Source organism: Curtobacterium sp. HSID17257 (assembly GCF_003989515.1).
Classification (GTDB): Bacteria; Actinomycetota; Actinomycetes; order Actinomycetales; family Microbacteriaceae; genus Curtobacterium.
Genome location: NZ_RBLU01000027.1, coordinates 1 through 24,940, shown reverse-complemented (window position 1 = coordinate 24,940; position 24,940 = coordinate 1). Strand labels below are relative to the sequence as shown.

Sequence of the window (24,940 nt, the reverse complement as noted above, 5' to 3'; positions counted from 1 at the left end):
CGATCGTGCCACACTCTGTCGGTCGGCCACCCGGGACCCCGTCACGCAGCCGCCTCGGCCAGCGCCTTGCGCCCGAGGGTGCCGCATGGCGTCGAGCAGGTCCGTCACGCAGCCGCCTCGGCGAGACGCTTGCCCGGGATGGCGTCGAGCAGGTCCTTCGTGTACTGCTCCTGCGGGTCGTCGAACACCGCGGCGACCGATCCCCGTTCGACGACCTCGCCCCGCCGCATCACCACGACATCGTCGGCGATCCGCCGGACCACCCCGAGGTCGTGGGTGATGAACAGGTAGCTCAGCCCGAGTCGGTCCTGCAGTTCCTCGAGCAGCGCGAGGATCTGCTCCTGCACGAGCACGTCGAGCGCGGACACCGCCTCGTCGAGGATGATCAGCTCGGGTTCGAGCGCCAGCGCCCGGGCGATCGCCACCCGCTGCCGCTGCCCACCGGACAGCTCGTTCGGCCGGAGCTGCGCGACCTCGCGGGGGAGCGCCACCTGGTCGAGGAGCGTCGCGACCCGTTCGGTGCGCGACGCCCGGTCACCGATGCCGAACACCCGCAGGGGTTCGTCGATGATCCGCTCGATGGTCGAGGTCGGGTCGAGCGACCCGTACGGGTCCTGGAACACGGGCTGCACCCGGCGTCGGATCTCCCGCCGCTCGGCGCCACGTGCGGCCCCGATGGACTTCCCGTCCACGAGGGCGGTGCCCGACGTCGGCGTCTCGAGCCCGAGCACGATCCGCGCCACGGTCGTCTTCCCCGAGCCGGACTCGCCGACGACCGCGGTGGTCGTGCCGCGACGCACCGCGAACGACACCCCGTCGGCAGCCTTGAGCGTTCCGGCACCACGACCGCGGAGCCGGTACTCCTTCACCAGGTCGGACACGACGAGGATCGGCTCGCCCGCGGCCACGGGCTCCGGCGCCACCCCGGACAGCGCGGGGGCCGCTGCGATGAGCCGCTTGGTGTACTCGTGCTGCGGGTCGCGGAGGATCGCCTCGGGCGCACCCTGCTCGACGATGTCGCCGTCGAGCATCACGACGACGCGGTCGGTCCGGTCGGCCGCGACCCCGAGGTCGTGCGTCACGAACAGCAGCGTCGTGCCGTGCTGGTCGACCAGGGTCTGCAGGTGGTCGAGGATCTGCCGCTGCACGGTCACGTCGAGGGCGCTGGTCGGCTCGTCGGCGATGAGCAGCTCGGGCTGACGGGCGAGCGCCACCGCGATGAGGATGCGCTGCCGCATGCCGCCGGAGAACTCGTGCGGGAACTGGTCCGCCCGACGGGAGGCCTCGGGGATGCCGGCCTCGGTCATCAGCGCCACGACCCGGTCCCGGATCGCCGCCCGTCCCCGGAGCCCACCGGCCCGCAGCGCGTCGGCGATCTGTGCACCGACCCGCATCGACGGGTTGAGGTTCGTCGACGGGTCCTGCGGCACGAGCCCGATCCGTCCGCCCCGCACGCGCCGCATGAGCGCCTCGTCGGCGTGGGCGATGTCGTCGTCACCGAGGCGGATCGTGCCACCCGTGATGTGCCCCGCGCCGGGCAGCAGCCGCAGCAGGGCCGCGATGAGCGTGGACTTGCCCGATCCGGACTGCCCGACGATCGCGACGCGCTCGCCGCGGCGGACGTCGAGGTCGACGCCGTGCAGGACCTCGCGGTCGCCGAAGGCGACCCGCAGGTCGCGGACGGACAGCAGGGTGTCGGTCCGGTCGGTCCGGTCGGTCTGGTCGGTCTGGTCGGTCTGGAGGCGCGGTGCGGCCCCGGTGGTCGTGTCGCCGTCGTGCACGGTCCGGTCCTCAGCGTCCTGCGGCATAGCCCTGTGCTCCTCGCGGGTTGGCGGCGGCGCCCATGACGCCGGTGTCGGGGTCGCGCGTCACGCACGACAGGCGGCCGAGCGACCAGTCGCCCGCGCGGGTGACGACGTGGCCGAGCTCCTCGAGCCCGGCGATGACGTCGTCGCCGAGACGGTCCTCGACGACGAGGCCGCCCGGGGTCCAGGTGCGGGGCCAGAACGACCCCGGGAACGACGTGGTGTGCAGCGCCGGGGCGTCGATCGCCTGCTGCGGGGTCCACCCGCCGACGATCGTGCGGAGCAGGAACAGCAGCTGCCACTGGTCCTGCTGGTCGCCGCCCGGGCTGCCCATCGCGACGACGGGTTCGCCGTCGCGGAGCACGAGCGTCGGGGTGAGGGTCGTGCGGGGCCGGGCACCGGGGGTCAGCGTGGACGCGGTGCCCTCCTCGAGCCACGTCATCTGCATGCGGGTGCCGAGGCAGAACCCCAGCTCGGGGATCGTCGGCGAGGACTGCAGCCAGCCGCCGGACGGCGTTGCGCTGACGATGTTGCCCCATCGGTCGACGACGTCGATGTGGCACGTGTCGCCGCGGGTCTCGCCCGTCGCCATCACGATCGGCTCGCCGCGGTCCTCGTGCACGGCGTCGTCCTCGGCGGGGACGGCCAAGGCGTCGGGCGCCGGAGCGTCCCCTCGCGCGCCCGGCACGGTCGGCTCACCGACGCCCGCGATCGGCTCGCCGCCCGGGGTGTAGGTCTCGCGGAGCGGCGGCAGCGCACCGGCCGGCACCGAGACCGTGCCCGGGCGCAGCTCGTGCGACGCCCGGTCACCGATCAGGGCGCGGCGCTCGTCGGAGTACGCGTCCGAGAGGAGCTCGGCCATCGGGACGTCGCCGTCGCCGTAGTACGCCTCACGGTCGGCGAGCGCGAGCTTCTGCGCCTCGGCGATCGTGTGGGCTCCGAGCACGGTCGACGGGTCGAGCCGCTCGTCGTCCATCGGGTCGAGCAGGCGGAGGGTCTGCAGGAGCGCCGGGCCCTGGCCCCACGGCCCGGTCTTCGCGATCGTGTGCCCGCGGAACTCGGCGGTCGTCGCGGGTTCGGTCGACGCACGGAACGCCGCCAGGTCGCTCGCCCGGACCACGCCGGCGTGGTCGGTACCCGACGCGTGCCGGTGCGGGGTGCGGACGAACGCGTCGATCGCCTGCGCGACGGAGCCCTCGGCCCACTCGGTGCGGGCGGCCTCGATGCGCGCGACGCGCGCGTCGGCGGTGTCGTCGCCCGTCGTGACACCGGACCCGGCCTGCACGAGCCGTTCCAGGACCGTGGCGTAGGTCTCGTTGCGCACCATCGACCCGGCGACCGGCACCGAGCCTCCCGGCAGCCACCGCTCGGCGGAGGACGGCCAGTGGTCGCGGAACAGGTCCTGCACGGTCGCGATGGTGGCGACCACCCGCGGTGCGACCGGGTGGCCGTCCCGGGCGTACCCGATCGCGGGGGCGAGCACGTCGGCGAGCTCCCACGTCCCGTGCTCGGCGAGGAGCAGCAGCCACGCGTCGACGGCGCCGGGCACGGCGGCCGCCAGCGCGCCCGCTCCCGGGACGAGGTCGAGACCCTCGGACCGGAAGTGCTCCGGCGTCGCGCCCGCGGGTGCCGGTCCCTGGCCCATCAGGACGGTCGGGGTCTTGTCGGACGCCGTCGCGAAGACCGCGGTCACGTCGCCGCCGGGGCCGTTCAGGTGTGGTTCGACGACGTGCAGGACGAAGGCGCCGGCGACGGCGGCGTCGAAGGCGTTGCCACCGCGCTCCAGGACGGCCTGCGCCGTCGCGGTCGCGATCCAGTGCGTCGACGCGGCCATGCCGAAGGTGCCCTGCAGGTCCGGTCGGGTGGTCTCCGCCGGGGGCGTGGTGAAGGCGGGGTTGGTGGTGGTGCTCATGGTGCTGGTGCTCATGGTGCTGGTGCTCCTCAGCGGTCCGAGGCGGTGGGGTCGAGGGCGTCGCGCAGGGCGTCGCCGAACAGGTTGAAGCCGAGGCAGATCACGGCGATCGCGACACCCGGCACGACGGCGGCCCACGGCGCCTGGCCGAGGTACTGCTGCGCGTCCGAGAGCATGATGCCGAGGCTCGGGGTGGGCGGCTGGATGCCGAGGCCGAGGAAGGACAGCAGCGCCTCGCCGATCACCGCGACCGGCATGATCACGGTGGCCTGCACGATGATCGCCGAGACGCAGTTCGGCAGGACGTGCTGCGCGATGATGCGTGCGCCGCCGGCGTCCAACGTCTTCGCGCTCGTGACGAAGTCCGCGCTCGTGATCCGCAGGGTCTCGCCGCGCACGATCCGGATCATCGCCGGCACGTGCGAGATGCCGATCGCGATCACGGCGTTCGTCAGGCTCGGACCGCTGATCGCCGCGAGCCCCACCGCGATGATGAGGAACGGGAACGCCAGCGCGACGTCGGTCAGGCGGGAGATGATCGCGTCGAGCCAGCGCCAGTACCCGGCGAGGAGCCCGAGCGGGGTGCCGACGACGACCGCGAGCAGCACCGACAGCACGCCCACGACGAGCGAGACCTGGATGCCGTACAGCGTGCGGGACAGGATGTCGCGGCCGAGGTCGTCGGTGCCGAACCCGAAGCCGACGGTGAACGGGACCTGGAACGGCAGGTCGAAGTGCGTCGCGGTCGGGTCGTGCGGAGCGACGAGCGGGGCGGTGACCCCGGCGAGCACGACGACGGCGAGCATGATGCCGCCCGTCATGCCGAGCCGGTTCGTCCGGACCTGCTTCCAGATGCGCCCGCGGCTCGAGCCCAGGTCGAAGGGAGCGGTGATGGTGGTCATGCGGCGCCTCCGACGCGGATCTTCGGGTTGATGACCGAGTACAGGACGTCCACGGCGAAGTTGATGAGCACGTAGCCCAGGGTGATCACGAGCACGACGGCCTGGATCACCGGGTAGTCGCGGGTGAACACGGCGTCGAGCGTGAGCTTGCCGAAGCCGGGCAGGGCGAAGATGCGCTCCGTGACGACCGCGCCCGAGATGAGGCCGCCGAGCTGCAGGCCGACGATCGTGACGACGACGATCATCGAGTTCCGGAGCCCGTAGCGGAACAGCACCCGCGGACGGCTGAGCCCCTTCGCGCGGGCGGTCCGGACGAAGTCGGTCTTCATCGTCTCGATCATCGACGCGCGGGTCTGCCGCATGATGACGGCGGCGAGCGACGTGCCGAGGATGAGCGCCGGGAGCGTCAGGTGGTGCAGTGCGCCGAGCGGGTCGCGCGTCACCGGGACGTAGCCCGAGGCCGGGAACCAGCCGAGGCCCGCGGCGAGCCAGACGATCGCCAGGATGCCGAGCCAGAAGTTCGGCACGCTCAGCCCGACCAGGGCCGCGGCGTTCGCCATCCACTCGGGCCACTGCCCGCGGTAGCGCTCGGCCAGGGTGCCGAGGGCGACTCCCACGACGACGGCGACGACGATCGCGTAGAGCGCGAGCCAGAGCGTCACGGGGAGCGTCGCGCCGAGCAGTTCCGTGACCGGGGTGCCGGTGCGGGTGGACTGCCCGAGGTCGCCCTGCAGCGCGTTCACGACGAAGCGCCAGTACTGCACGACCAGGGAGTCGTCGAGGCCGAGGTCGGCGCGCACGGCGGCGAGCCGCTCGGGGCTGGCCTCCTCGCCCGCCAGGGCCAGGGCCGGGTCGCCCGGCAGCTGCCGGACCCCGAAGAACACCACGATCGAGGCGAGGACGAGCGTGAGCGCCGCCTGCCAGAGTCGGGTCAGGACGTACCGGGTCACTTGTCGCCGCCTTCCACGAACGCCGCCTGGCTGAGTCGGACCACGCCGTCGGCGTAGGTGGAGACCCCGGCGACGTCGGTGCTGACGCCGGTGATGCTGCGGGTCCGGTAGAGGTAGATGATCGGGTCGTCCTGCTGGACCTTCGTCACGAGCTGCCCGTACAGGTCGGCGCGCTCCTGCTGGTCGGTGGCCTGCGACGCCTGGGCGATCAGGTCGTCGACCTCGGGGTCGCTGTACCCGGGGTAGTTGTTGCCGCCGCCGGTGCCGAGGAACGAGCCGATGTTGCCGTGCGGGTCGACCCGGCCGGACCAGCCCAGCTGCAGCGCCTGGAAGTCGCCGCGGGTCTGGTCGTCGAGCAGGGTCGTGTACTCGACCGGGGTGATCGTGATCGCGAAGCCCCCGGCGCGGGCCTGAGCCTGCAGCGCCTGGGCGAACCGGACGGTGTCGGGGGTGTTCGTCACCTCCATCTCGATCGGGAAGGGCTGCTCGACGCCGGCCTCCTCGAGGAGCTCCTTCGCCCGCTCGGGGTCGTACTCCGGGCAGGCCTTGCTCGCGTCGGTGGCGAACGCGCTCGTGTCGGGGATCGGGGAGCACGCGACGTCCGCCCAGCCCCGGAACACGCTCTGCACGAGTTCGGCGCGGTTGATCGACATCGACAGGGCCTGCCGGACCTTCCGCTGCGTGGCGAGCGGCGTGTCGAGCGGCTTCGGGTCCGTGCCGACGCCGTCCTGGTTCGCGAGGTTGATCGTGATGCCCTGGTAGCCGAGGGAACCGGTGCGCAGGACGCTGAGGTCCTTCCGCTTCCGGAGCTCGTCGACGTCCTGCGTGGAGATCGTGTCGGCGACCTGGACGTCCCCGGACTTCAGGTTCTGCGCGCGGATGCTGGCGTCGGTGATGATCCGGTAGGTGATCCGGTCGAAGTGCGCGCTCGCCGGGTCGTGGTACTCCGGGTCACGCTCGACGGTGATCGAGGTCTGCGGCACCCGCTCGACGAACTTGTACGGGCCGATGCAGACCGGGTGGTCGCCGAACCCGTCGCCCTCCTGCTCCAGCGCCGTCGGCGACATGACCATGCCCGCACGGTCGGCCAGTGCCGCGGTGATCGGGGCGAACGGGGTCGCGTAGTGCAGCCGCACGGTGTGGTCGTCGACCGCCTCGATGCTCGACACCGGACCCATCTCGCTCTTGCGGCTCGAGTCGTCCTTCGTCAGGTTGCGCTCGAGCGTCGTCACGACGGCGTCCGCGTCGAAGGGGGTGCCGTCGGCGAACCGGTAGCCGGTGTGCACCGGGAACGTGACGGTCCTCCCACCGTCGGACACCGTCGGCAGCTCGGTGGCGAGCATCGGGACGACCGTGCCCTCGGCGTCGATGTCGTAGAGCTTCTGGCACATCGTCTCCATGACGTACCGGGTGTAGAGCGACGACGACGTGGTGGGGTCGAGGCGGTCCGGTTCGGCGGAGAGGGCCATGACGAGGTCACCGCCCTCGCGGACCTGCTGGTCGCCGATCGCGACGGTGGTGACGGTGCCGGCGGTCGCGCCGCCGGCCTTCGAGCGTTGGACCGGCACGCAGGCGGTGAGCGCGAGCGAGGCGGCCAGGGCGACGGCGGGCACGGCGAGGAGTGTCCGGCGGCGTCGAGCGGAGGTCTGGGACATCGTGTTCCTGGAGCTGCTGGTGTGCGTGGCGACTCTTGTGGAGTCACGCTCAGGAGTGCGGTGATTGCATACAATCACAGGTGTCGGCGCTGCTTTGTACACATCGTGTTTCGATCGTGTGAAACCTGTCCGAGCACCCGTCGCCGTAGGCTGGCCCGATGCAGGTCCACGGTGCCGAGGCGGTGCTGGCAGCCTTCGCCCGCACTCCCGGCGACGTCGCAGGGGCACGCCGGGTCGCGCGGCAGTTCGCCGACCTCGACGAGGGGGAGCGCTCGGCGTTGCTCTGGAGCGAGGACGCAGGGGCGCGGCTGGTCGCCGTCGTGCTCCTGGTGCAGGCGATGCGCGCGCACCCCGATCCGGAGCTGACCGACGAGTACCTCGCCGCGGCGAAGGCCGAGCGGTTCGAGGACACGGTGCTGGTCGACGTCGCAGCCGAGGAGCTCGTCGGTGCCCCGCTCGTCGGCGGCTCGACCGGACCGCTGTTCGCGCTCGCGAAGTCCGACGTGTCGATGGTCCGTCGGATCGCCGTCGTGGCCACGCTCGCCTTCGCCAAGCAGGGCGATGCCGAGGTACCGCTCGCGATCGCCGGACGCCTGGTCCGCGAACGCGGTGCGACGGTGCAGTCCGCTCTCGGCTGGGTGCTGCGCGAGACCGGGAAGCGCGCGTCCGAGGCGGCGCTCGTGGCCTTCCTCGAACGGAACGGACGCTTCCTGAGTCCGGCAGCGCGCGCGACCGCGACCGAGCACCTGCCACCGGCCGAACGGGACCGCCTCCGCGCCTGACTCGTGTGGGTGGTCCTGCACACTGACTGTGCAGTCGGCACGACCGACCGTTCGGTCGGTTAGGGTCGGGGGCATGACGCAGACCACGGTCACCTCGACCCACCGTGCGACCCCGCGGGAGTGGGCGGCCCTCGGGGTCCTCACCCTCGCCGTCGTGCTGCTCGCGATCGACGGCACCGTCCTCGCCCTCGCCGTGCCCGCCCTGACCGCAGACCTCGCGCCGACGGCCACGCAGGTGCTCTGGATCGGCGACGTGTACTCGTTCGCACTCGCGGGCCTGCTCGTCACGATGGGCAACGTCGCCGACCGGATCGGCAGGAAGCGCCTGCTGCTCATCGGCTCGGTCGCGTTCGGGATCGCCTCGGCCGGTGCCGCCTTCGCTCCGAGCCCGGAGGCGCTCATCGCCGCCCGGGCGCTGCTCGGGGTCGCCGGCGCGACCCTCATGCCGTCGACGTTGTCGCTGGTGCGGGGGATCTTCCGGGACCCCCGGCAGCGCACGCGGGCGATCGCCGTGTGGTCGGCCGGTGCGACCGGTGGAGCCGCCGCCGGTCCGCTGGTGGGCGGGGCACTGCTCGAGCACTTCTGGTGGGGCTCGGTCTTCCTCATCAACATCCCCGTCATCGTCGTGATCGTCGTCGCCGGTGCGGTCCTGCTGCCCGAGTCGAAGGGTGGGGGCCGGACCCCGATCGACCTGCTCTCGGCGGTGCTCTCCGTCGCCGCGATCGTGCCCGTGGTGTACGCCGTGAAGCACCTCGTCGGGCACGGCGCCGACTGGACCGTCCCCGTCGCGGCGGTCGTCGGCATCGGCGCCGGCTGGTGGTTCGTGCGACGGCAGCGTCGGCTCACGACGCCGTTGATCGACCTGCAGCTCTTCCGGATCCCGGCGTTCTCCGGTGCCGTCGTGGCGAACTCGCTCTCGGTGTTCGCCCTGACAGGGCTGCTGTTCTTCTTCTCGCAGTACCTGCAGCTCGTGCGCGGGTTCTCGCCCCTGCTCGCCGGAGCCGCGGAGCTCCCGGCCACGGTGGCGTCCATCGCGGTCATCGCCGTGATCGGGCTGCTCACCCGTCGCGTCGGACCCGGTCGCTCGATCGGGCTCGGTCTCGCGGTCGCCGCGGTCGCCGCGGTCGGCATGGCGGGCCTGGCGTTCGCCGAGGGGCTGCCGACCTACGTCGGGATCGCGATCGCCCTGGCGGTGGTCGGGCTCGGCGTCGGGGTCTCGATGACGCTCGCCACCGACGCGGTCGTCGCCGCGGCGCCGCGCGAGCGAGCCGGTGCAGCCAGCGCCATCTCGGAGACCGGGTACGAGCTCGGCGTCGCGATGGGCATCGCGGTCCTCGGGTCGCTCCAGACCGCGTTCTACCGGGCGAACCTCGACGCCGGTGCGCCGGACCCGGTGCGCGAGTCGCTCGCCGGCGCGGCCCAGGTGCTCGACCCGTCGTCGCCGACGTTCGCGCAGGCGCAGCACGCGTTCACCGGGGGCATGCAGCTCGCGTCGGTCTGTGCCGCCGTGCTGCTCGCGGTTGCGTCGGTCGTGGCCCTGCGGGTGATCCCGAACCGGCAGGATGGTCCCCGTGAGCACTGACGGCACCCGTGATCGCGACCGCACCCGGGCGGCCGTGCTCGAGGCTGCGGAGCGGCTGCTCGGCGAGCGCGGCACCCGGGTGAGCGTCGCCGAGGTGGCCGGGGCCGCGGGGGTGTCGAAGAGCGGACTGCTGCACCACTTCCCGTCGAAGGACGCCCTGCTCGTGGCGGTCGCCGAGCACGGCCTGCAGACCTTCGTGGACGAGGTGGTGCGGCACGTCGACCTCGCCGAGAACCGGCCCGGCAAGGTCCTCCGCGCCTACGTCCGGACGCTGTGCGGTGGGAGCGAACGGGCGATGGCGGTCTTCTCGCCGAACACGCTGTGGTCGGGCCTGATGTCGGTGCCGGGGATGGAGCCGGTGGTGGCGGCGGACGCGGAGCACTGGCGGACCCTGTTCGCGCGGGACGGATTGCCCGAGGGTCGCTCGCTGGTCGTGCGGCACGCAGCCGAGGGGCTCGCAGCCGCATCGTCCGTCCCGCCCTACCTCGATGCCCGCGAGCTCGCGGTCGCGCGGGACGCGCTCCTCGCCCTGGCCGAGCCCGCCTGACCCCGACCCCGCGCCTCACCTCACCCCGCCCCGTCCCCCGCAAGACGCAACCGTGGCGACGGCTCGCAGCGGTGCAGCGCTGCGAGCAGCCGCCGACGTTGCGTCTTGCGGAACCCGGAACCCGGAACCCTGAACCCGGCCGGGCGTCAGCGCGTGAAGACGTCGTCGAGCGTGAAGGTCGCCAGGCCGCGCTGCTCGAGCAGGGCGTGCAGCCGGGGCAGCGCACCGATCGTGCCCGGGAAGTTCGCGTGCCCGATGACGACGTGCGCCGGCTGGAACCACTGCTCCGCGAACCCCACGATCTGGTCCGAGGAGATGTCCCCCGAGTCGGCCAGAGAGCCGTACCAGAGCGTCGGCGTGGTGTACCCGACCGCGGCGGCGGCCCGGTCGACCCGGGCGTCGTGGTAGCCGTACGGCGGTCGGAAGTACGGGCGGGCGTCGACGCCGAACGTGCGCTCGAGGAACTCGTGGTTCCGCATCAGCTCGTCCTGGATCGCCTGGTCGCCCAGCTTCGTCAGCGCCGGGTGGTCCCACGTGTGGTTGCCGAGCTGCACCTGCCCGGAGTCGACGAGCGGGCGCAGCAGGTCGGCGTGCTCGGTCCACGACGGCCGGACCCCGTTGACGAAGAACGTCAGGCGCGTGCCGGTCTCGGCGGCGAAGCGGGCGTAGGCCTCGACGACCTCGGACGAGGCTCCGTCGTCCACGGTCCACGCGATCCCCGGCGTCCCCGCCGGCAGTCCCGTCACGGTGCCGTGCGGCACGGGCACCTTCGTCAGCGCGGGTCGCGTCGGTGTCGGGCTGGGTGTCGGAGCCGTCGTCGGTGTCGGTGTCGGGCTGGGTGTCGGAGCCGTCGTCGCGGTCGGGGTCGCGGAGCCCCGGGGTGCGTCGGCGCCGGGCGTGCAGGCTGCGAGGAGCCCGGCCGCCAGGGAGCCGGTCGCGCCGACGAGGAGTGCCCTGCGCGTGGTGCTGTGGTCCATCGCTCCGAGCCTGACGGCGGTACCGGGGCCAGCGCATCGGCGGCCGGACGGACCTCCGGCTGGCCGATCGGCCATCCTTCCGACCCATCACGCGTGCAGTGGGGGACCGTTCCGCGCGTCGGGAGCAGGAAGGAACGGCATCCTTCACGCGGATCGGCATCCTTCGCGCGGATCTGGTCCGGACGGGAGGCCCGCCCCACCGCCGCCGTCAGCGCGCGCCGCGGACGGGGCTGGGAGGGCACCACGGGGCGGGCGCGTAGCGATGAGGTCACGTGAGCCGTGCCTCCCGGCCGGCCGCGAAGCGACCACGAGAGGAACGCGACGTGCGCGCACTGACCTGGCAGGGCACCGAGAAGGTGTCCGTCGAGACCGTCCCCGACCCGACCATCCAGGAGCCGACCGACGCGATCGTGCGGATCACGTCCACGGCGATCTGCGGCTCCGACCTGCACCTGTACCGGGTGCTCGGCCCGTACATCGACAAGGGCGACGTCCTCGGCCACGAGCCGATGGGCATCGTCGAGGAGGTCGGCTCCGCCGTCACGAACCTGAAGGTCGGCGACCGCGTCGTCGTTCCGTTCAACATCTCCTGCGGGCACTGCTGGATGTGCCAGCACGGCTTCCAGTCGCAGTGCGAGACCACCCAGGTGAAGGAGTACGGCACCGGCGCCTCGCTCTTCGGGTACACGAAGATGTACGGCCAGGTCCCCGGCGGCCAGGCCGAGTACCTCCGCGTGCCGCACGCCGACTACGGCCCCATCAAGGTGCCCGACACCGGCGCGGACGACCAGTGGCTGTTCATGAGCGACATCATCCCGACCGCCTGGCAGGCCGTGCAGTACGCCGAGGTCCCCGAGGGCGGCACGCTCGCGGTGCTCGGCCTCGGCCCGGTCGGACAGTTCGCGGCGCGGATCGGCAAGCACCTCGGCTACCGGGTGCTCGCCGTCGACCCGGAGCAGGTCCGCCGCGACCTCGGGGCGAAGCACGGCATCGAGGTGTTCGACCTCGACGACGACATGGTGTCGAAGCTCGTCGACCTCACCGACGGGCGTGGACCCGACGGCGTCGTCGACGCGGTCGGCATGGAGGCGCACGGCAACCCCGTCGCCGGGTTCGCCCAGCGTGCCGCCGGCCTGCTGCCCGACAAGCTCGCGCAGAAGGCCATCGAGACCGCCGGCGTCGATCGGCTCGCAGCCGTGCACGCGGCGATCGACCTCGTCCGCCGCGGCGGCACGGTGTCGCTGTCCGGCGTCTACGGCGGCATGGCCGACCCGATGCCGATGATGACCCTGTTCGACAAGCAGATCACGATCCGCGAGGGACAGTGCAACGTCCGCCGCTGGGTCGACGACCTCATGCCGCTCGTGTCCGACCCCTCGGACCCGCTCGGCACGCTCGACCTCACCACGCACCGGGTGTCCCTCGAGGACGCCCCGCACATGTACTCGGTCTTCCAGAAGAAGGAGGACGGGTGCATCAAGGTCGTGCTCGACCCGTCGATGGCCGCCGCCTGATGACCGGGCCGTCGCCGCTCGTCGGCAACCGTCCGGGACGGTCGCGCTGATGCGGGTCGTCGTGGTCGGGGCGACCGGCAACGTCGGCACCGCGGTGCTGCGGCGGCTCGCGGCGGCACGGCTCACCGGTGACGGCCGCGCGGGCGACGAGGACGGCCTGCAGGTCGTCGGCGTCGCCCGACGGGTGCCGGACGCGCGCGTCGCACCGTACGACGTGGCCGTCTGGCACGCGGTCGACGTCGGCGGTCCGCGCGCGGTCGACGAGCTGACGGCGGTGTTCCAGGGTGCCGACGCCGTGGTGCACCTGGCGTGGGCGCTGCAGCCGACGCACGACATCCCGGCGCAGCACCGGACCAACGTCACCGGCACGGCGAACGTGCTCGCGGCGGTCGCCCGGGCCGGTGTCGGGCAGGTCGTCGTGTCGTCGTCCGTCGGGGCCTACCGGGGCGTCGACGTCGAGGGCAAGCGGACCCCCGTCGACGAGTCGTTCCCGGCGACCGGCATCCCGACGGCGACGTACTCGATCCACAAGGCCGAGAACGAGCGGGCGATGGACGCGTTCGAGCGCGCACACCCCGACGTCGTCGTGACCCGGCTCCGGCCCGGCCTGGTGTTCCAGCGCGGGGTCGCGGCCGAGCTCCGGGGGCTGTTCCTCGGGCACCTCGTGCCGATGTCGATCGTGCGGGCGGCCCGGTTCGCGGTCCTGCCGCTGCCACTGCCGTTCGTGTTCCAGGCCGTGCACGCCGACGACCTCGCCGACGCGTTCTGGCGGGCGATCGACCGGCGGGCCGCGGGTGCGTTCAACATCGCCGCGACGCCGGTGCTCACGCCGCCGAGGATGGCGCGGGCGGCGGGGATGCTCGGGGCGGTGCGGGTGCCGATGCGGCTGCTGCGCGGGATCGTCACGCTCACCTGGCGGCTCCGGCTCCAACCGACGGACGCCGGGTGGCTCGACATCGCGGCCGGTGTGCCGATCATGCGGACGGACCGGGCCCGACGCGAACTCGGGTGGGAGCCGCAGCACACGGCGGAGGAGGCGCTGCGCGAGCTCGTGGGCGGGTTCGCGGACGGGGCGAACGTCGCGGCGTCGGAGCCGCTCCGGGGCTGACGGGCTCCGCGCGGGCCTGACGTGCTCGGGCGTACCTGGTGGGACCGGGCGTGCCTGGTGGGACCGGGCGTGCCTGGTGCGTCGGTTCGACCAGGTACGCCCGGAAACTCCTGGCATCGCACCTGTTCTGGGAAGCACCGGGCGCGCTACGCTCCAGGCCAGGGCGCGAGCGTGCCCAGCAGGGGGAGGGGCGGCGTGGCGATCGACGACTTCGGGGCTCCCGGCGGGGAGACCCACAACCCGCTGATCCCGCCGGTGTACGACCTGGTCTGGACCCTCGTGGCCGTCGGCGGCATCGTCACGCTCCTCGGCATCACCGCGATCGTCGTCGTCTCGGTCCTGCGTGCGAGGCGGATGAGGGCCCGGGGGCAGGACCCGTGGACGATGCAGGAGGACCTGGCGTACCGGGCGATGCAGAGCGGGGTGCTCGCCCCAACGGTGTCACGAGAGCAGCGGCTCGCCGAGCTCGACGACCTGCACCGCCGCGGCGTCATCTCCGATGTCGAGCACCGCACGGCCCGGGCCGAGGCGCTCCGCGCGTAGCCTGGGCCCGTGCTGCCGACGAGTCCGCTGCTGCCGACCGACCTACTCGGGGACTGGACGCTCCGCCGCACGATCGACGACCGGCTCGCGCGCGTCACCGGCACCGTCACCGGGACCACGAGCCTGACGCTGACGACCCCGGACGAGGTGCGGTGGGACGAGTCCGGCACGATGCACCTCGGTGACCTCGTCACCCCGGTGTCCCGCACGCTGTTCGTCCGGCGGGGCGCGGACGGCCGCTGGACGGTGCACTTCGCCGACGGCCGCGTCTTCCACCCCTGGGCCTGGGGCGCCCCGGTCGAGCACCCCTGCGCCCCGGACCACTACGTCGGCGTGCTCGTCGGCGACGCCGAGCGCTGGACGGTCCGGTGGGAGGCCCGCGGCCCGGCGAAGGACCACCGGCTCGACAGCGTGCTCGAGCGTCGGTCCGCCACGGCAGACTGAGCACATGGCACGCTCCTCGACCGGTACCACGGCCCCACGCATCGCCCCGATCGGCCCGCGGGACCTCGAGGACTGGGCGCCGGCACCCGGTGACGTCCTGACCGGGGACCGGATCGAGGGCAAGCGCATCGAGACGCTCGACGTGGCGGGTGAGCGCCTGCCCGACCTCGAGCTCGAGGAGTGCGTGGTCGACACGCTCCGGGCGGACGGCACCGACCTGCGAGGGCTGCGCATCCGCGACTCGGTCGTCGAGACGCTCGACGCCCCGGTGCTCCGGGCGTCGAGCAGCGCCTGGCGCGAGGTCCGGGTCGCGGGCGGCCGGGTGGGCTCCGCAGAGCTGTACGACGCGACGCTGAACGGTGTCGAGTTCGTCGGGATGAAGTTCGGGTTCCTCAACCTGCGCGGCTCGACGCTCACGGACGTGGTGTTCCGCGACTGCGTGGTCGACGAGCTCGACGTCGCCGACGCCCGACTGCTGCGCGTGGCGTTCCCCGGCACGCGGATCCGCTCCGTCGAGGGCACGAACACCCGCGTCGAGCACGTGGACCTGCGCGACGCCGACCTCGACCGGGTGGAGCGGCTCGAGGGCCTCCGCGGGGCGACGATCGGCACCGACCAGCTGTTCGCCCTCGCGCCGCTCCTGGCAGCGCAGGCCGGCTACCGCGTCGACTGACCCACCGGCTCGACCACGACGGCCAGCGCCGCCGCGATGTCCGCCTGCACGAGGTCACCGTGCACGGCCGCTCCGGCCTGTGTCCCCGCAGCTGCCGACGCGATGACGGTGGCCATCGGTGACGTGACGTTGCCCGCGGCGTACACCCCGCGGACACCCGTCTGGCCGACGGCGTCGACCGTGAGCCCACCGCCGAACCGGAAGCCGTTCACGACGACGTCCTCCGCGCGCAGCCCGAGGCCCTCGAGGAACCCGACGCGCGGCTCCGCCGTGCTCGACGCCGCGAGCGCGTCGAGCGCGACGACCTGCCCCGAGCCGAGCTCGACACCGGTCAGGGGGCCGTCCGAGGACAGCACACGGGACACCGCTCCCTCGACCACCTCGACGCCGCGAGCACGGAGACCGGCGCGGGCGGTGTCGTCGACCAGCGAGGGGTCGGTGACGAACGCCGTCACCCGGTCGCTCAACGCGCGGAACATCTGCGCGTGGTGCGCCCCGTTGGGCGTGGTGACGAGGACGCCGATGCGCTGGTCGCGGACTTCCCACCCGTGGCAGAACGGGCAGTGCACGACCCCGCGCCCCCACTGCTCGGCGAGCCCCGGCACGTCGGGCAGCACGTCGACGGCGCCGGAGGCGACGACCAGCCTGCGTGCGGTGACGACCCTGCCGGAGTCGAGCGTGACCGAGAAGCCGACCGCCTCCGTGCCGTCGCCGTCGGTGGCGGACGTGGCCACGACCCTCCCGGCCGTCACCTCGACGCCGTAGGCGGCCACCTCGTCACGACCGATGCGGGTCAGCTCGGCGGGCGCGACGCCCTCGCGTCCGAGGTAGTTGTGGGCGCCCTCGGCGGGCGCGTTCCGGGGCTCGCCGCTGTCGACGACCAGGACGGAGCGCCGTGAGCGCCCGAGGATGAGTGCAGCGGACAGGCCGGCGGCGGAGCCGCCGATGACGATGACGTCGAAGTGATCGGACATGGCGGCATCCTGTGGCGGCCCAGCCGTCGATGGCAACATCCGTTGCCGGTATGGCAAGATCGCGGCATGGACGCTCTGGAGGCACGCCCCACCCCGCCGACGACGGCCCAGGTGGTGGACGCGGTCGGCCCCCGCCTGCGGTGGCTGCGCGAACGACGCGACGTCACCCTGGCGGCGCTCGCAGCCGAGACCGGCATCTCGGTCTCGACCCTGTCCCGGCTGGAGTCCGGGCAGCGCCGGCCGACCCTCGAGCTGCTGCTGCCCCTCGCCCGGGCGTACCAGGTGCCGCTCGACGACCTCGTCGGCGCACCGCAGACCGGCGACCCGCGCGTCCACCTCAAGCCGGAGCAGCACGGCGGGCGCGTGGTGATCCCGCTGACCGAGCGCACCGGCGGCGTGCGGTCGTTCAAGCAGCTCATCCCGCCGATGCCCGCGAACGGCGACCGCACCCTGAAGACGCACGAGGGCTACGAGTGGCTCTACGTGCTCTCCGGTCGGGTGCGGTTGCTGCTCGGCGAGCGCGACTTCGACCTCGGGCCGGGCGAGGTCGTCGAGTTCGACACACGGACGCCGCACTGGGTGGGGAACACCTCGGACGCGGTCGCCGAGGTGCTGTGCCTGTACGGGCCGCAGGGGGAGCGGGCGCACGTGCGGTCACGGCCGACCGGCTGAACTCAGCGGAAGACGTTCCCGACGACGTCGTCGAGCAGGCCGTCCGTCGGCACGTTCGACTGGTGGATGTGGATGCCGATGCCGCCCCGCGTGAAGTAGGTGTCGCCGTCGATCACCGGGTACTGCTGGTTCTGCCTGACCTGCTGGCACCGGAAGCCGTCGTCGACGGTCGAGCAGTCGAAGCCGGACAGCCCGCGGAGCGCCTCGGTCGCGCGCGCCGGGACGACGTCCTCCACCAGGACGGTGAGGTTCGACACGTCCGCCCGCGGGTCGCGCCAGACGCAGTACAGCCGCTGTCCGTCGGACCGACCCGCCGGGGTCAGGGCGGTGCGGGGGATCTCCGTACCGCCGACGACGGCGGGGTCGTTCAGCGGCATCACGTCGGTGAAGTCGAACCTGCCCGGCGTCACCACGTCGTCGCACGTCGCCGGGACCTTGCCCGCAGCGGTCGCAGGGGCGGTCGTGGTGCTCGACGCACCGGCTCCCGGGGTCGGGCCCGGTGTGGCACTGCCCGCCGGGGTCGGGGTGCCGGTCGCGCGCGCGGTCGTGCTCGTGCTCGGGGTCGGGGTCACGGCGTCGCCGTCACCGCTCGTGCACCCGGACACGGTGAGCGCCAGGCCCACACCGAGTCCGATCGTGGCGAGCAGTGTCGTCGTGCGCATGTGCGGCATGTCCCCCCTCAGGTGCGTCGTCCGGCTGCCGGTCGACGTGTCCACGACGCTAGTCGTGCCCGGGCGGCGGGCGGCGGGGCGTGCTCCGATCGGAACCGGATCGCGATCCGATCGTGACGTCCGAGGTCGACCTGCCGGTCTGCCGGACTACCGGACTACCGGACTGCCGATCCGCCGGCCGTCGGGCCGGGGCCGGCGCAGCCGGTCAGCGGCGGTGCGGCCAGGACCCGGACGCCCGCGCTCGGAGCGCCACCCGGCCCCGTCGCGCCCACCTCCGCACCGGGTTCGCCCGGCGTCCGTTCACCCGGAACGTGTGGAAGGCCCGCCGCGTCCGTCGGAGCATCGACGCCGCGCCGGACAGCGGCCTCGCCGACACCTCGACGGTGAGCGACCGGGCGGCCACCACGTGCCATGCGGGGTCGAGCTGCATGGAGAGGTCGACGTCGTCGTGCACCTCGGGGTCGTCACGGTGCGCCCGACCCCGGACCGCCGTCCACGTGGCACGGTGCACGGCCATCGCGGAGCCGAACAGCGGCGGACGTCCCAGCGCCGACCACATCAGCACGAAGTACGGGCCCATGTAGAGCCCGCTCCACACCCGGCGGAGGACCGCGCCGCCGTCGCGGGGGCGACCGGGTCCCGTCACCGCGACGACACCCGGCCGAGCCAGCAGCCGGACGGCCTCGGCGATCCAGCCGGGTGGCGGGACCGAGTCCGCGTCGAGCCGGGCGATGACGTCGCCCGATGCGTGGTCGTAGCCGCGTGCCGAGGCCCGTGCGATCCCGCGCACCGGTTCGTGCAGCACGACGGCCGCGGCGGCGCAGGCGACCTCGGAGCTGTCGTCGGTGCTGCCGTTGTCGACGACGATGACCTCGTGCACGGGATGGGTCTGCGCGGCCAGGGCGTCGAGGCAGCGCGCGAGGTGCTCGGCGTCGTCGAGCACGGGGACGACGACGGAGACCAGGAGCACCCTGCCGATCCTGCCGGAGCCGTGCTGGAGGGACCGTCGGGCTCGGTGCTCGCAGGCCTCCACCGCGTTCCGTGGACGGTCCGGCCGCGCCTTCCGACGTTCCTGTGCCGCAGCGCAGCGGTGCTCGCGCACGGTCGGGTCCAGCGCGACGGGTGCCGTACCCGCCGCGACCGAACCGGAAGGCCGACCATGACCACGAACCCACCCGGGAACGACTCCGGGACGCCCATCCACGACCGCACGGCGGCTGCCGAGGGACACGAGGTGTACCCGGGCGTGACCGTGCCGTCGTACGCCAGTGACACGCCGGCCACCCGCCCCGAGGGCTTCGACGACGTCGAGCCGCTCGACGCGCTGCCCGCCGACGAGCAGCTCCCCGCGACCCCGTCGGCCGCCGGTGCCTCGGCGCCCCTGGTCGACTCCACGAGCACCTCCGCCGGGTACGTCCCGAGCGCGGGCTCGTCCGCTGCCTCGTCCACGGGCTCGACCGCGGGCGTCGGCAGCGTCGGTGGCTCCGACAGCACCGGCGGCGGCAAGGCCGACGCAGCCAAGGGTGCCGCGCAGGACGTCGCCGGCGATGCGAAGGACAAGGTCGCGGACGTGGCCGGTACCGCGAAGGAGCAGGCGTCGAACGTCGCCTCCGAGGCGACCGACCACGCCAAGCAGCTCTACTCCCAGGCCTCCGACACGCTCAAGGAGCAGGCGGCCGGCCAGCAGGAGCGCGCCGCTGGGGGCCTCCGCAGCCTCGGCGAGCAGCTCGGCCGCATGGCCGACAAGGACGACGAGCAGGGCATCGCCGCGAAGGTCGTCCGCGACCTGTCGAACCGTGCGGGCTCCGCAGCCGGGTACCTCGAGAACCGCGACCCGGGTTCGCTCCTCGACGAGGTGAAGTCCTTCGCCGCGAAGCGCCCCGGCACGTTCATCGCGCTCGCCGCGGGCGCCGGCATCCTCGCCGGACGCCTGACGAAGGCCCTCGCCACCGAGGTCAAGCACGAGAAGGAGGCCGGCGAGACCTCGACCGGCACGGGGAGCGGCGTATGAGCCACACGGTCCCGGGCGCGACCCCGCTCGGTGAGCCGACGCCCGAGGAACGCGCCGCCACGACGCCCCTGGGCGAACTGCTGACCGACGTGTCGAAGGACCTGTCGTCGCTGTTCCGCCAGGAGGTCGCCCTCGCCAAGGCGGAGCTCACCGAGTCCGCCAAGAAGGCGGGCAAGGCCGGCGGCATGTTCGGCGGCGCCGGGCTCACCGCCCTGTTCGCCCTGTTGTTCCTGTCGATCGCCGCGTGGTGGGGTCTCGGGTACCTCATCGGCAACGCGTGGTCCGCCGTCGTGATCGCCGTGGTCTACGCGATCGTCGCCGCGATCCTCGCCGTCCGGGGGCGCAAGGAGATCAAGGAGATCCAGGGCGCCCCGCAGACGGTCGAGACCGTCAAGGAAGTCCCCGAAGCACTCAAGCCGAACACCGGGAGGAAGCCATGAGCACCCCAGAAGAGATCCGTGCCGACATCGAGCGCACCCGCGGTGCCCTCGGGTCCGACGTCGACGCCCTGGCCGACAAGGTCAACCCGTCCTCGATCGCGCACCGTCAGACCGACCGGGTGAAGAACCGTTTCCAGGGCGTCCGCGACTCGGTGATGGGCTCGGCGCACTCCGCCGGCTCGAGCGTCTCGGGGTCTGCCTCGGGTGCGACCGACCGGGCGAAGGACGTCGCGCACGAGGGCGTCGAGAAGGCCAAGGGCAACCCGCTGGCGGTCGGGCTCATCGCGTTCGGCGCCGGGTGGCTCGCCTCGTCGCTCATCCCGACGTCCGACAAGGAGGAGCAGCTCGCCGGTGAGCTCAAGGACAAGGCGGCACCCCTCGTCGAGGACGTCAAGTCCCAGGCGAAGGACGTCGGTTCGCAGCTGGGCGACGTGGCGAAGGAGCACGCGCAGGACCTCAAGGGGACCGCGCAGGATGCCGCGCAGACCGTCAAGGACGAAGCGCAGGGCGCCGCGTCCGACGTCCAGGAGCACGCGAAGGGTGCTGCGGACGACGTGCGCAGCAGCTGACGTCACCCCGTGACGGACGGGAGGCCCGTGGCGACGCCGCCACGGGCCTCCCGTCCGTCGTCCAGCCCGCCGGGACTGAGCGTGCCCTCAGGACGCGAGGGCATGCGGTCCGGTACGGCCGGCGTTGACTGGTGTCATGCAGTTGACGAAGTACAACCACGCCACCGTCGTCCTCGAGCAGGACGGCGCCTCGCTCGTCATCGACCCGGGCTCGTTCACGCCCGAGTCCGCCGACCTCGTCGCCGGGGCCACGGTCGTCCTCGTCACCCACGAGCACGCCGACCACTTCGCCGTCGACGCGATCCGTGCGGGTCTGGAGCGCAGCGCCGACGTCGTCGTCCACGGTCCGGCGTCGGTCGTCGAGCAGCTCGGCGACCACGACGGCCGCGTCCGCACGGTCACCGCGGGCGACACGGTCGAGGTCGGGCCCTTCCGCGCCCGGGTCTTCGGGGAGGAGCACGCGGTCATCCACCGCGACATCCCCACCATCGCGAACGTGGGCTACCTGGTGAACGACGCCGTCTTCCACCCGGGCGACGCCTACCTCGTGCCGGACGTCCCGGTCCGGACCCTGCTCGTCCCGACGAGCGGGCCGTGGGCGAAGACCGGCGAGGGTGTCGACTACGTCCGCGCGGTCGCACCGGAGCGCGTGGTGCAGATCCACGAGCTGCTCCTCAGCGAGGGCGGTCAGGAGATGAACGTCCGGATGTTCGGCACCGAGGGCCTCGGTGGCGTCCCGGCGTCGATCCTGCCCGTCGGTTCGTCGATCGAGGTCTGATCGCGCGACCCTGGGTCGAACCGGTGGTCGTGGGAGCAGGCTGGGCGGATGCCTGATGCTCCCTCGACCGCCGTCCTCTTCGACATCGACGGCACCCTCGCCGACTCGAACTACGCGCACGTCGACGCATGGTGGCGAGCGTTCCGAGCCGCCGGCGAGTCCGTCGACGCGTGGCGGATCCACCGGGCGATCGGCATGGACTCCCGGCGCCTGCTCGAGGAGCTGCTGCCCGACGCCTCCGACGAGGTCCGCGACACCGCGAAGCAGTTCCACACCGCCTACTACTCGGAGCACATGCCGCAGCTGCGGCTGCTGCCCGGGGCGCGGGAGCTGCTCGAGGCGGTCGCCGACGCCGGCCACGCGGTCGTGCTGGCGACGAGTGCGCCCGAGTCGGAGCTGTCGGTGCTGCGCGAGATGCTCGACGCGTCCGCGTGGGTGACGGCCGAGACGAGCTCGGAGGACGTGGAGCAGGCGAAGCCGGACCCCGGGATCATCCAGGTCGCGCTCGACAAGGTCGGCGTCGCTGCGGATCGCGCGGTGATGGTCGGTGACGCCATGTGGGACGTCGAGTCGTCGGGGAAGGTCGGGCTGCCCTGCGTCGGTGTGATGACCGGCGGGATCGGCGGCGACGAACTCCGCGGAGCCGGTGCCGCGGCCGTGTACGACGACGCAGCCGCCGTGCTCGCCGCGTTCCGGGCGGGCGAGGGGCCGATCGCCGCGCTGGCCTGAGTCCCGCCCCCGTGCGTGCGAGGATGGACGATCGTGATCACGATCGAGCGCGTTGCCTGGGACGACCCCCGTGGAGTTGCCCTCCGCGCCACCATGGACGACGAGATGCACGAGCGCTACGGTGACGGGCACGCGGACGAGGACCCGGCCGTCACCGCCGAGCGGAACCGTGTGCTGGCCGTCGACCCGGCCACGGTCATCACCTCGCTCCTCGCGATCGACGAGGACGGCACCGCCCTCGGACACATCGCCGTCCGCCACCTCGGCGACGAGGTCGAGCTGAAGCGCCTGATCGTCCTCGCCGCCGCCCGCGGCAAGGGCGCCGCCACCGCGCTGCTCACCGAGGGCGAGCAGGTCGCACGCGAGCAGGGCGTGTCCCGCGTGATCCTGCAGACCGGCGACAAGCAGCCCGAGGCCGTCGCGCTGTACCGCAAGACTGGGTGGCAGCAGATCGACGTCTACGAGCCGTACGCCGCGACCATGCCCTGGTCGTTCTGCTTCGCGAAGGCGCTGTAACCCGTCCTCCTGTTGCACTCTCAGCATCAGAGTGCAATTCTTGCTCGGTGAGCCCCACCGAACGCACCCGCACGCTGCGCCGACGCATGGTCGTCGAGGCACGCCGGGCCACGATCGAGCACGGTCTGCACGGCTTCACCATCGAGCAGCTCTGCGAGACGGTCGGCGTCTCCCGGCGCACGTTCTTCAACCACTTCGCGTCGAAGGACGACGCCGTGCTCGGCATCGAGCAGGGTCGGACGGAGGAGGTGCTCCGCGCCTACGCGTCGGGCGCCCTCGTGCCGGACGACCTCGACCCGCTCGGGTCCGTCGTCGCCCTGGCGATCGAGCAGATGCACGTCGCCGGGCTCGACCGCGCCGACGAGGCCCTCGTCCGCCGGGTGTTCGAGCGCGAACCCGTCATGGTCGCGAAGTTCCTCGCCGCCGCCGACGTCCAGCTGACCGCGGTCGGTCGGGCCGTCCGCGAGCGCTTCGACTGGACCGACCCGGACGACCGGCGCGCGCAGCTCGTCACCGAGGCCGCCGCCGGCCTGCTCAAGGTCACGGCCGGCGAGTACTTCGACGACGCCTTCGACGAGGCGAGCGGGCCGTCGTTCGACGCGCTGCTCACCGACAACCTCCGCCAGCTCAGGGCGGCCATCACCACCACCGGACAGGACCACACCGCATGAGCGCCACCGCGCAGGGCACGAAGCGTGCCCGACCCGGATCCGACGGACCGCTGCTGCTGACGCAGCGACGCATCTGGATCATCTTCTCCGCCCTCATCGCCGGGATGCTCCTGTCGAGCCTCGACCAGACGATCGTGTCGACGGCGATGCCCACCATCGTGGGCGAACTCGGCGGCGTCGCGCACCAGGCCTGGCTCACGACCGGGTACCTGCTCGCATCGACCATCGTGATGCCGATCTACGGCAAGTTCGGCGACGTCCTCGGGCGCCGCAACCTGTTCCTCGTCGCGATCGCCCTGTTCACGATCGCGTCCGCCGGCTGCGCCTTCGCCGGCGACTTCACGCAGCTCGTCGTCTTCCGCGCGATGCAGGGCCTGGGCGGCGGTGGCCTGATGATCCTGTCGCAGGCGATCATCGCCGACATCGTCCCCGCCTCGGAGCGCGGCAAGTACCTCGGCCCGCTCGGCGCGATCTTCGGCCTGTCGGCGATCGGCGGCCCGCTGCTCGGCGGGTTCTTCGTCGACCACCTCACCTGGAACTGGGCGTTCTACATCAACATCCCGGTCGGCATCGCGGCGTTCTTCGTCGCCTGGTTCGCGCTGACCCTGCCGACGAAGAAGGCCGAGAAGCGGATCGACGTGCTCGGCGTCGTGCTCATGTCCGCCGCGACCACCTGCCTCGTGTTCTTCTCCGAGTTCGGCGGCAGCAGGGACCACGGCTGGGACGCCCCCGAGACGTGGGCCTGGTTCGCCGGACTCGTCGTCTCGGCCGCGCTGCTCGTGCTCGTCGAGTCGCGCGTCGAGGACCCGGTGCTGCCGATGTCCTTCTTCCGCAACCGCACGTTCCTGCTCGCGACGGGCATCGGCCTCGTGCTCGGCATCGGCATGTTCGCCGCGATCGGGTTCGTCCCGACGTTCCTGCAGATGGCGTCGGGCACCTCGGCCGCGGTGTCCGGCCTGCTCATGCTGCCGATGATGGTCGGCCTCATCGGTACGTCGATCGCGTCCGGCAACCTCATCACCAAGACCGGCCGTTACCGGGCGTTCCCGATCGTCGGCACGGTGCTCGTCGCGCTGGCCATGCTCGCCATGACGCAGCTCGCCGCGGACACCCCGATCTGGCTCATCTGCGCCTACCTGTTCGTGTTCGGCGCGGGGCTCGGGCTCATCATGCAGGTGGTCGTCCTCGTCGCGCAGAACGCCGTGCCCGCGGAGCAGGTGGGGACCGCGACGTCGACGAACAACTACTTCCGCGAGGTCGGCGCATCACTGGGCACCGCCGTCTTCGGCGCGCTGTTCACGGCACGGCTGACGAGCGCGCTGACCGACGTCTTCACCTCGGCCGGCGGGTCCGCCACCGACGCGGCGTTCTCGGCGGGCAGCATCGACCCGGCGACCGTCGCGAAGCTGCCCGAGGCGGTGCAGGACGGCATCGTGAACGCGTACGCCGACTCCCTCGCGCCGGTGTTCTGGTACCTGCTGCCGTTCATCGCGATCGCGTTCCTGCTCGCACTGA

26 protein-coding genes are annotated in these 24,940 nt (G+C 72.7%); 17 read left to right on the top strand and 9 right to left on the bottom strand.

Features of this window, described 5'->3' with window-relative positions; translation table 11 throughout:
• Positions 1 to 104: 104 nt before the first annotated feature.
• The 5 genes from D8M35_RS06545 to D8M35_RS06525 all read right to left on the bottom strand — a co-directional run bounded on the left by D8M35_RS06545 (position 105) and on the right by D8M35_RS06525 (position 7,224).
• The gene (locus D8M35_RS06545) at positions 105 to 1,808 is read right to left on the bottom strand and encodes an ABC transporter ATP-binding protein (RefSeq protein ID WP_126891115.1); all 1,704 of its coding nucleotides are present in this window, start codon (positions 1,806 to 1,808) and stop codon (positions 105 to 107) included.
• Positions 1,792 to 3,639 (bottom strand): gamma-glutamyltransferase family protein, encoded by a 1,848-nt coding sequence (locus D8M35_RS06540; RefSeq protein ID WP_174234704.1) that lies wholly within the window; start codon positions 3,637 to 3,639, stop codon positions 1,792 to 1,794. The genes D8M35_RS06545 and D8M35_RS06540 overlap by 17 nt, the downstream gene beginning before the upstream one ends.
• A gap of 107 nt (positions 3,640 to 3,746) precedes the next feature.
• Positions 3,747 to 4,619 (bottom strand): ABC transporter permease, encoded by an 873-nt coding sequence (locus D8M35_RS06535; protein ID WP_126891114.1) that lies wholly within the window; start codon positions 4,617 to 4,619, stop codon positions 3,747 to 3,749.
• Positions 4,616 to 5,569, bottom strand: coding sequence for an ABC transporter permease (locus D8M35_RS06530; protein WP_126891113.1), 954 nt, complete (start codon positions 5,567 to 5,569; stop codon positions 4,616 to 4,618). The genes D8M35_RS06535 and D8M35_RS06530 overlap by 4 nt, the downstream gene beginning before the upstream one ends.
• A complete protein-coding gene (locus D8M35_RS06525; protein ID WP_126891112.1) occupies positions 5,566 to 7,224 on the bottom strand; it encodes an ABC transporter substrate-binding protein in 1,659 nt (552 codons plus the stop codon). Before D8M35_RS06525 ends, D8M35_RS06530 begins: the two co-directional genes overlap by 4 nt.
• A gap of 158 nt (positions 7,225 to 7,382) precedes the next feature.
• Here D8M35_RS06525 and D8M35_RS06520 point away from each other — a divergent pair, with 158 nt between their 5' ends.
• The 3 genes from D8M35_RS06520 to D8M35_RS06510 all read left to right on the top strand — a co-directional run bounded on the left by D8M35_RS06520 (position 7,383) and on the right by D8M35_RS06510 (position 10,135).
• A complete protein-coding gene (locus D8M35_RS06520) occupies positions 7,383 to 8,006 on the top strand; it encodes a DNA alkylation repair protein (RefSeq protein ID WP_126891111.1) in 624 nt (207 codons plus the stop codon).
• 73 nt (positions 8,007 to 8,079) lie between these two features.
• Positions 8,080 to 9,588, top strand: a complete 1,509-nt coding sequence (locus D8M35_RS06515; RefSeq protein WP_126891110.1) for an MFS transporter — start codon at positions 8,080 to 8,082, stop codon at positions 9,586 to 9,588.
• Complete coding sequence (locus tag D8M35_RS06510) at positions 9,578 to 10,135, top strand: TetR/AcrR family transcriptional regulator (RefSeq protein WP_202976533.1); 558 nt, start codon at positions 9,578 to 9,580, stop codon at positions 10,133 to 10,135. The genes D8M35_RS06515 and D8M35_RS06510 overlap by 11 nt, the downstream gene beginning before the upstream one ends.
• Positions 10,136 to 10,281: 146 nt before the next feature.
• On the opposite strand, the gene D8M35_RS06505 is transcribed toward D8M35_RS06510, so the two are convergent.
• Positions 10,282 to 11,112 (bottom strand): polysaccharide deacetylase family protein, encoded by an 831-nt coding sequence (locus D8M35_RS06505; RefSeq protein ID WP_161972612.1) that lies wholly within the window; start codon positions 11,110 to 11,112, stop codon positions 10,282 to 10,284.
• A gap of 323 nt (positions 11,113 to 11,435) precedes the next feature.
• Here D8M35_RS06505 and D8M35_RS06500 point away from each other — a divergent pair, with 323 nt between their 5' ends.
• The 5 genes from D8M35_RS06500 (at position 11,436) to D8M35_RS06480 (ending at position 15,394) form a co-directional block, all read left to right on the top strand.
• Positions 11,436 to 12,626, top strand: a complete 1,191-nt coding sequence (locus D8M35_RS06500; protein WP_126891107.1) for a zinc-dependent alcohol dehydrogenase — start codon at positions 11,436 to 11,438, stop codon at positions 12,624 to 12,626.
• Positions 12,627 to 12,675: 49 nt separating this feature from the next.
• Positions 12,676 to 13,734, top strand: coding sequence for an NAD-dependent epimerase/dehydratase family protein (locus tag D8M35_RS06495; RefSeq protein WP_126891106.1), 1,059 nt, complete (start codon positions 12,676 to 12,678; stop codon positions 13,732 to 13,734).
• A gap of 195 nt (positions 13,735 to 13,929) precedes the next feature.
• Positions 13,930 to 14,277 carry an SHOCT domain-containing protein gene (locus D8M35_RS06490; protein ID WP_126891105.1) on the top strand — a complete coding sequence of 116 codons (348 nt, stop codon included), beginning with the start codon at positions 13,930 to 13,932 and terminating at the stop codon, positions 14,275 to 14,277.
• 9 nt (positions 14,278 to 14,286) lie between these two features.
• Entirely contained in the window at positions 14,287 to 14,721 is a 435-nt protein-coding gene (locus D8M35_RS06485) for a DUF6314 family protein (RefSeq protein ID WP_126891104.1), read from the top strand.
• Positions 14,722 to 14,725: 4 nt separating this feature from the next.
• A complete protein-coding gene (locus D8M35_RS06480; protein ID WP_126891103.1) occupies positions 14,726 to 15,394 on the top strand; it encodes a pentapeptide repeat-containing protein in 669 nt (222 codons plus the stop codon).
• On the opposite strand, the gene D8M35_RS06475 is transcribed toward D8M35_RS06480, so the two are convergent.
• On the bottom strand, positions 15,379 to 16,368 hold the full coding sequence (locus D8M35_RS06475; RefSeq protein WP_126891102.1) for an NAD(P)/FAD-dependent oxidoreductase: 990 nt from the start codon (positions 16,366 to 16,368) through the stop codon (positions 15,379 to 15,381). The two genes, D8M35_RS06480 and D8M35_RS06475, sit on opposite strands and share 16 nt — an antisense overlap.
• 66 nt (positions 16,369 to 16,434) lie before the next feature.
• Here D8M35_RS06475 and D8M35_RS06470 point away from each other — a divergent pair, with 66 nt between their 5' ends.
• A complete protein-coding gene (locus D8M35_RS06470) occupies positions 16,435 to 17,040 on the top strand; it encodes a helix-turn-helix domain-containing protein (RefSeq protein WP_126891101.1) in 606 nt (201 codons plus the stop codon).
• Positions 17,041 to 17,042: 2 nt separating this feature from the next.
• Here D8M35_RS06470 and D8M35_RS06465 read toward each other — a convergent pair whose 3' ends face one another.
• Positions 17,043 to 17,702 (bottom strand): hypothetical protein, encoded by a 660-nt coding sequence (locus D8M35_RS06465; RefSeq protein ID WP_126891100.1) that lies wholly within the window; start codon positions 17,700 to 17,702, stop codon positions 17,043 to 17,045.
• Positions 17,703 to 17,916: 214 nt separating this feature from the next.
• Complete coding sequence (locus D8M35_RS06460; protein WP_126891099.1) at positions 17,917 to 18,681, bottom strand: glycosyltransferase; 765 nt, start codon at positions 18,679 to 18,681, stop codon at positions 17,917 to 17,919.
• Positions 18,682 to 18,870: 189 nt separating this feature from the next.
• On the opposite strand from D8M35_RS06460, the gene D8M35_RS06455 reads away from it, so the two are divergent.
• The 8 genes from D8M35_RS06455 to D8M35_RS06420 all read left to right on the top strand — a co-directional run.
• On the top strand, positions 18,871 to 19,722 hold the full coding sequence (locus tag D8M35_RS06455; protein ID WP_126891098.1) for a hypothetical protein: 852 nt from the start codon (positions 18,871 to 18,873) through the stop codon (positions 19,720 to 19,722).
• Entirely contained in the window at positions 19,719 to 20,162 is a 444-nt protein-coding gene (locus D8M35_RS06450; protein WP_066651661.1) for a phage holin family protein, read from the top strand. The genes D8M35_RS06455 and D8M35_RS06450 overlap by 4 nt, the downstream gene beginning before the upstream one ends.
• A complete protein-coding gene (locus D8M35_RS06445; protein ID WP_126891097.1) occupies positions 20,159 to 20,731 on the top strand; it encodes a DUF3618 domain-containing protein in 573 nt (190 codons plus the stop codon). The genes D8M35_RS06450 and D8M35_RS06445 overlap by 4 nt, the downstream gene beginning before the upstream one ends.
• Before the next feature lie 136 nt (positions 20,732 to 20,867).
• Positions 20,868 to 21,509 (top strand): MBL fold metallo-hydrolase, encoded by a 642-nt coding sequence (locus D8M35_RS06440; protein WP_126891096.1) that lies wholly within the window; start codon positions 20,868 to 20,870, stop codon positions 21,507 to 21,509.
• 48 nt (positions 21,510 to 21,557) lie between these two features.
• Positions 21,558 to 22,238, top strand: coding sequence for an HAD family hydrolase (locus D8M35_RS06435; protein ID WP_126891095.1), 681 nt, complete (start codon positions 21,558 to 21,560; stop codon positions 22,236 to 22,238).
• A 33-nt stretch (positions 22,239 to 22,271) separates the two neighbouring features.
• Positions 22,272 to 22,754 (top strand): GNAT family N-acetyltransferase, encoded by a 483-nt coding sequence (locus tag D8M35_RS06430; protein ID WP_238638123.1) that lies wholly within the window; start codon positions 22,272 to 22,274, stop codon positions 22,752 to 22,754.
• 47 nt (positions 22,755 to 22,801) lie between these two features.
• Positions 22,802 to 23,425: a TetR/AcrR family transcriptional regulator gene (locus tag D8M35_RS16870; protein ID WP_238638122.1), complete on the top strand. Its 624-nt coding sequence runs from the start codon at positions 22,802 to 22,804 to the stop codon at positions 23,423 to 23,425.
• On the top strand, positions 23,422 to 24,940 hold a 1,519-nt coding region (locus D8M35_RS06420), incomplete at its 3' end, for an MDR family MFS transporter (protein ID WP_126891094.1). The genes D8M35_RS16870 and D8M35_RS06420, both read left to right, overlap by 4 nt.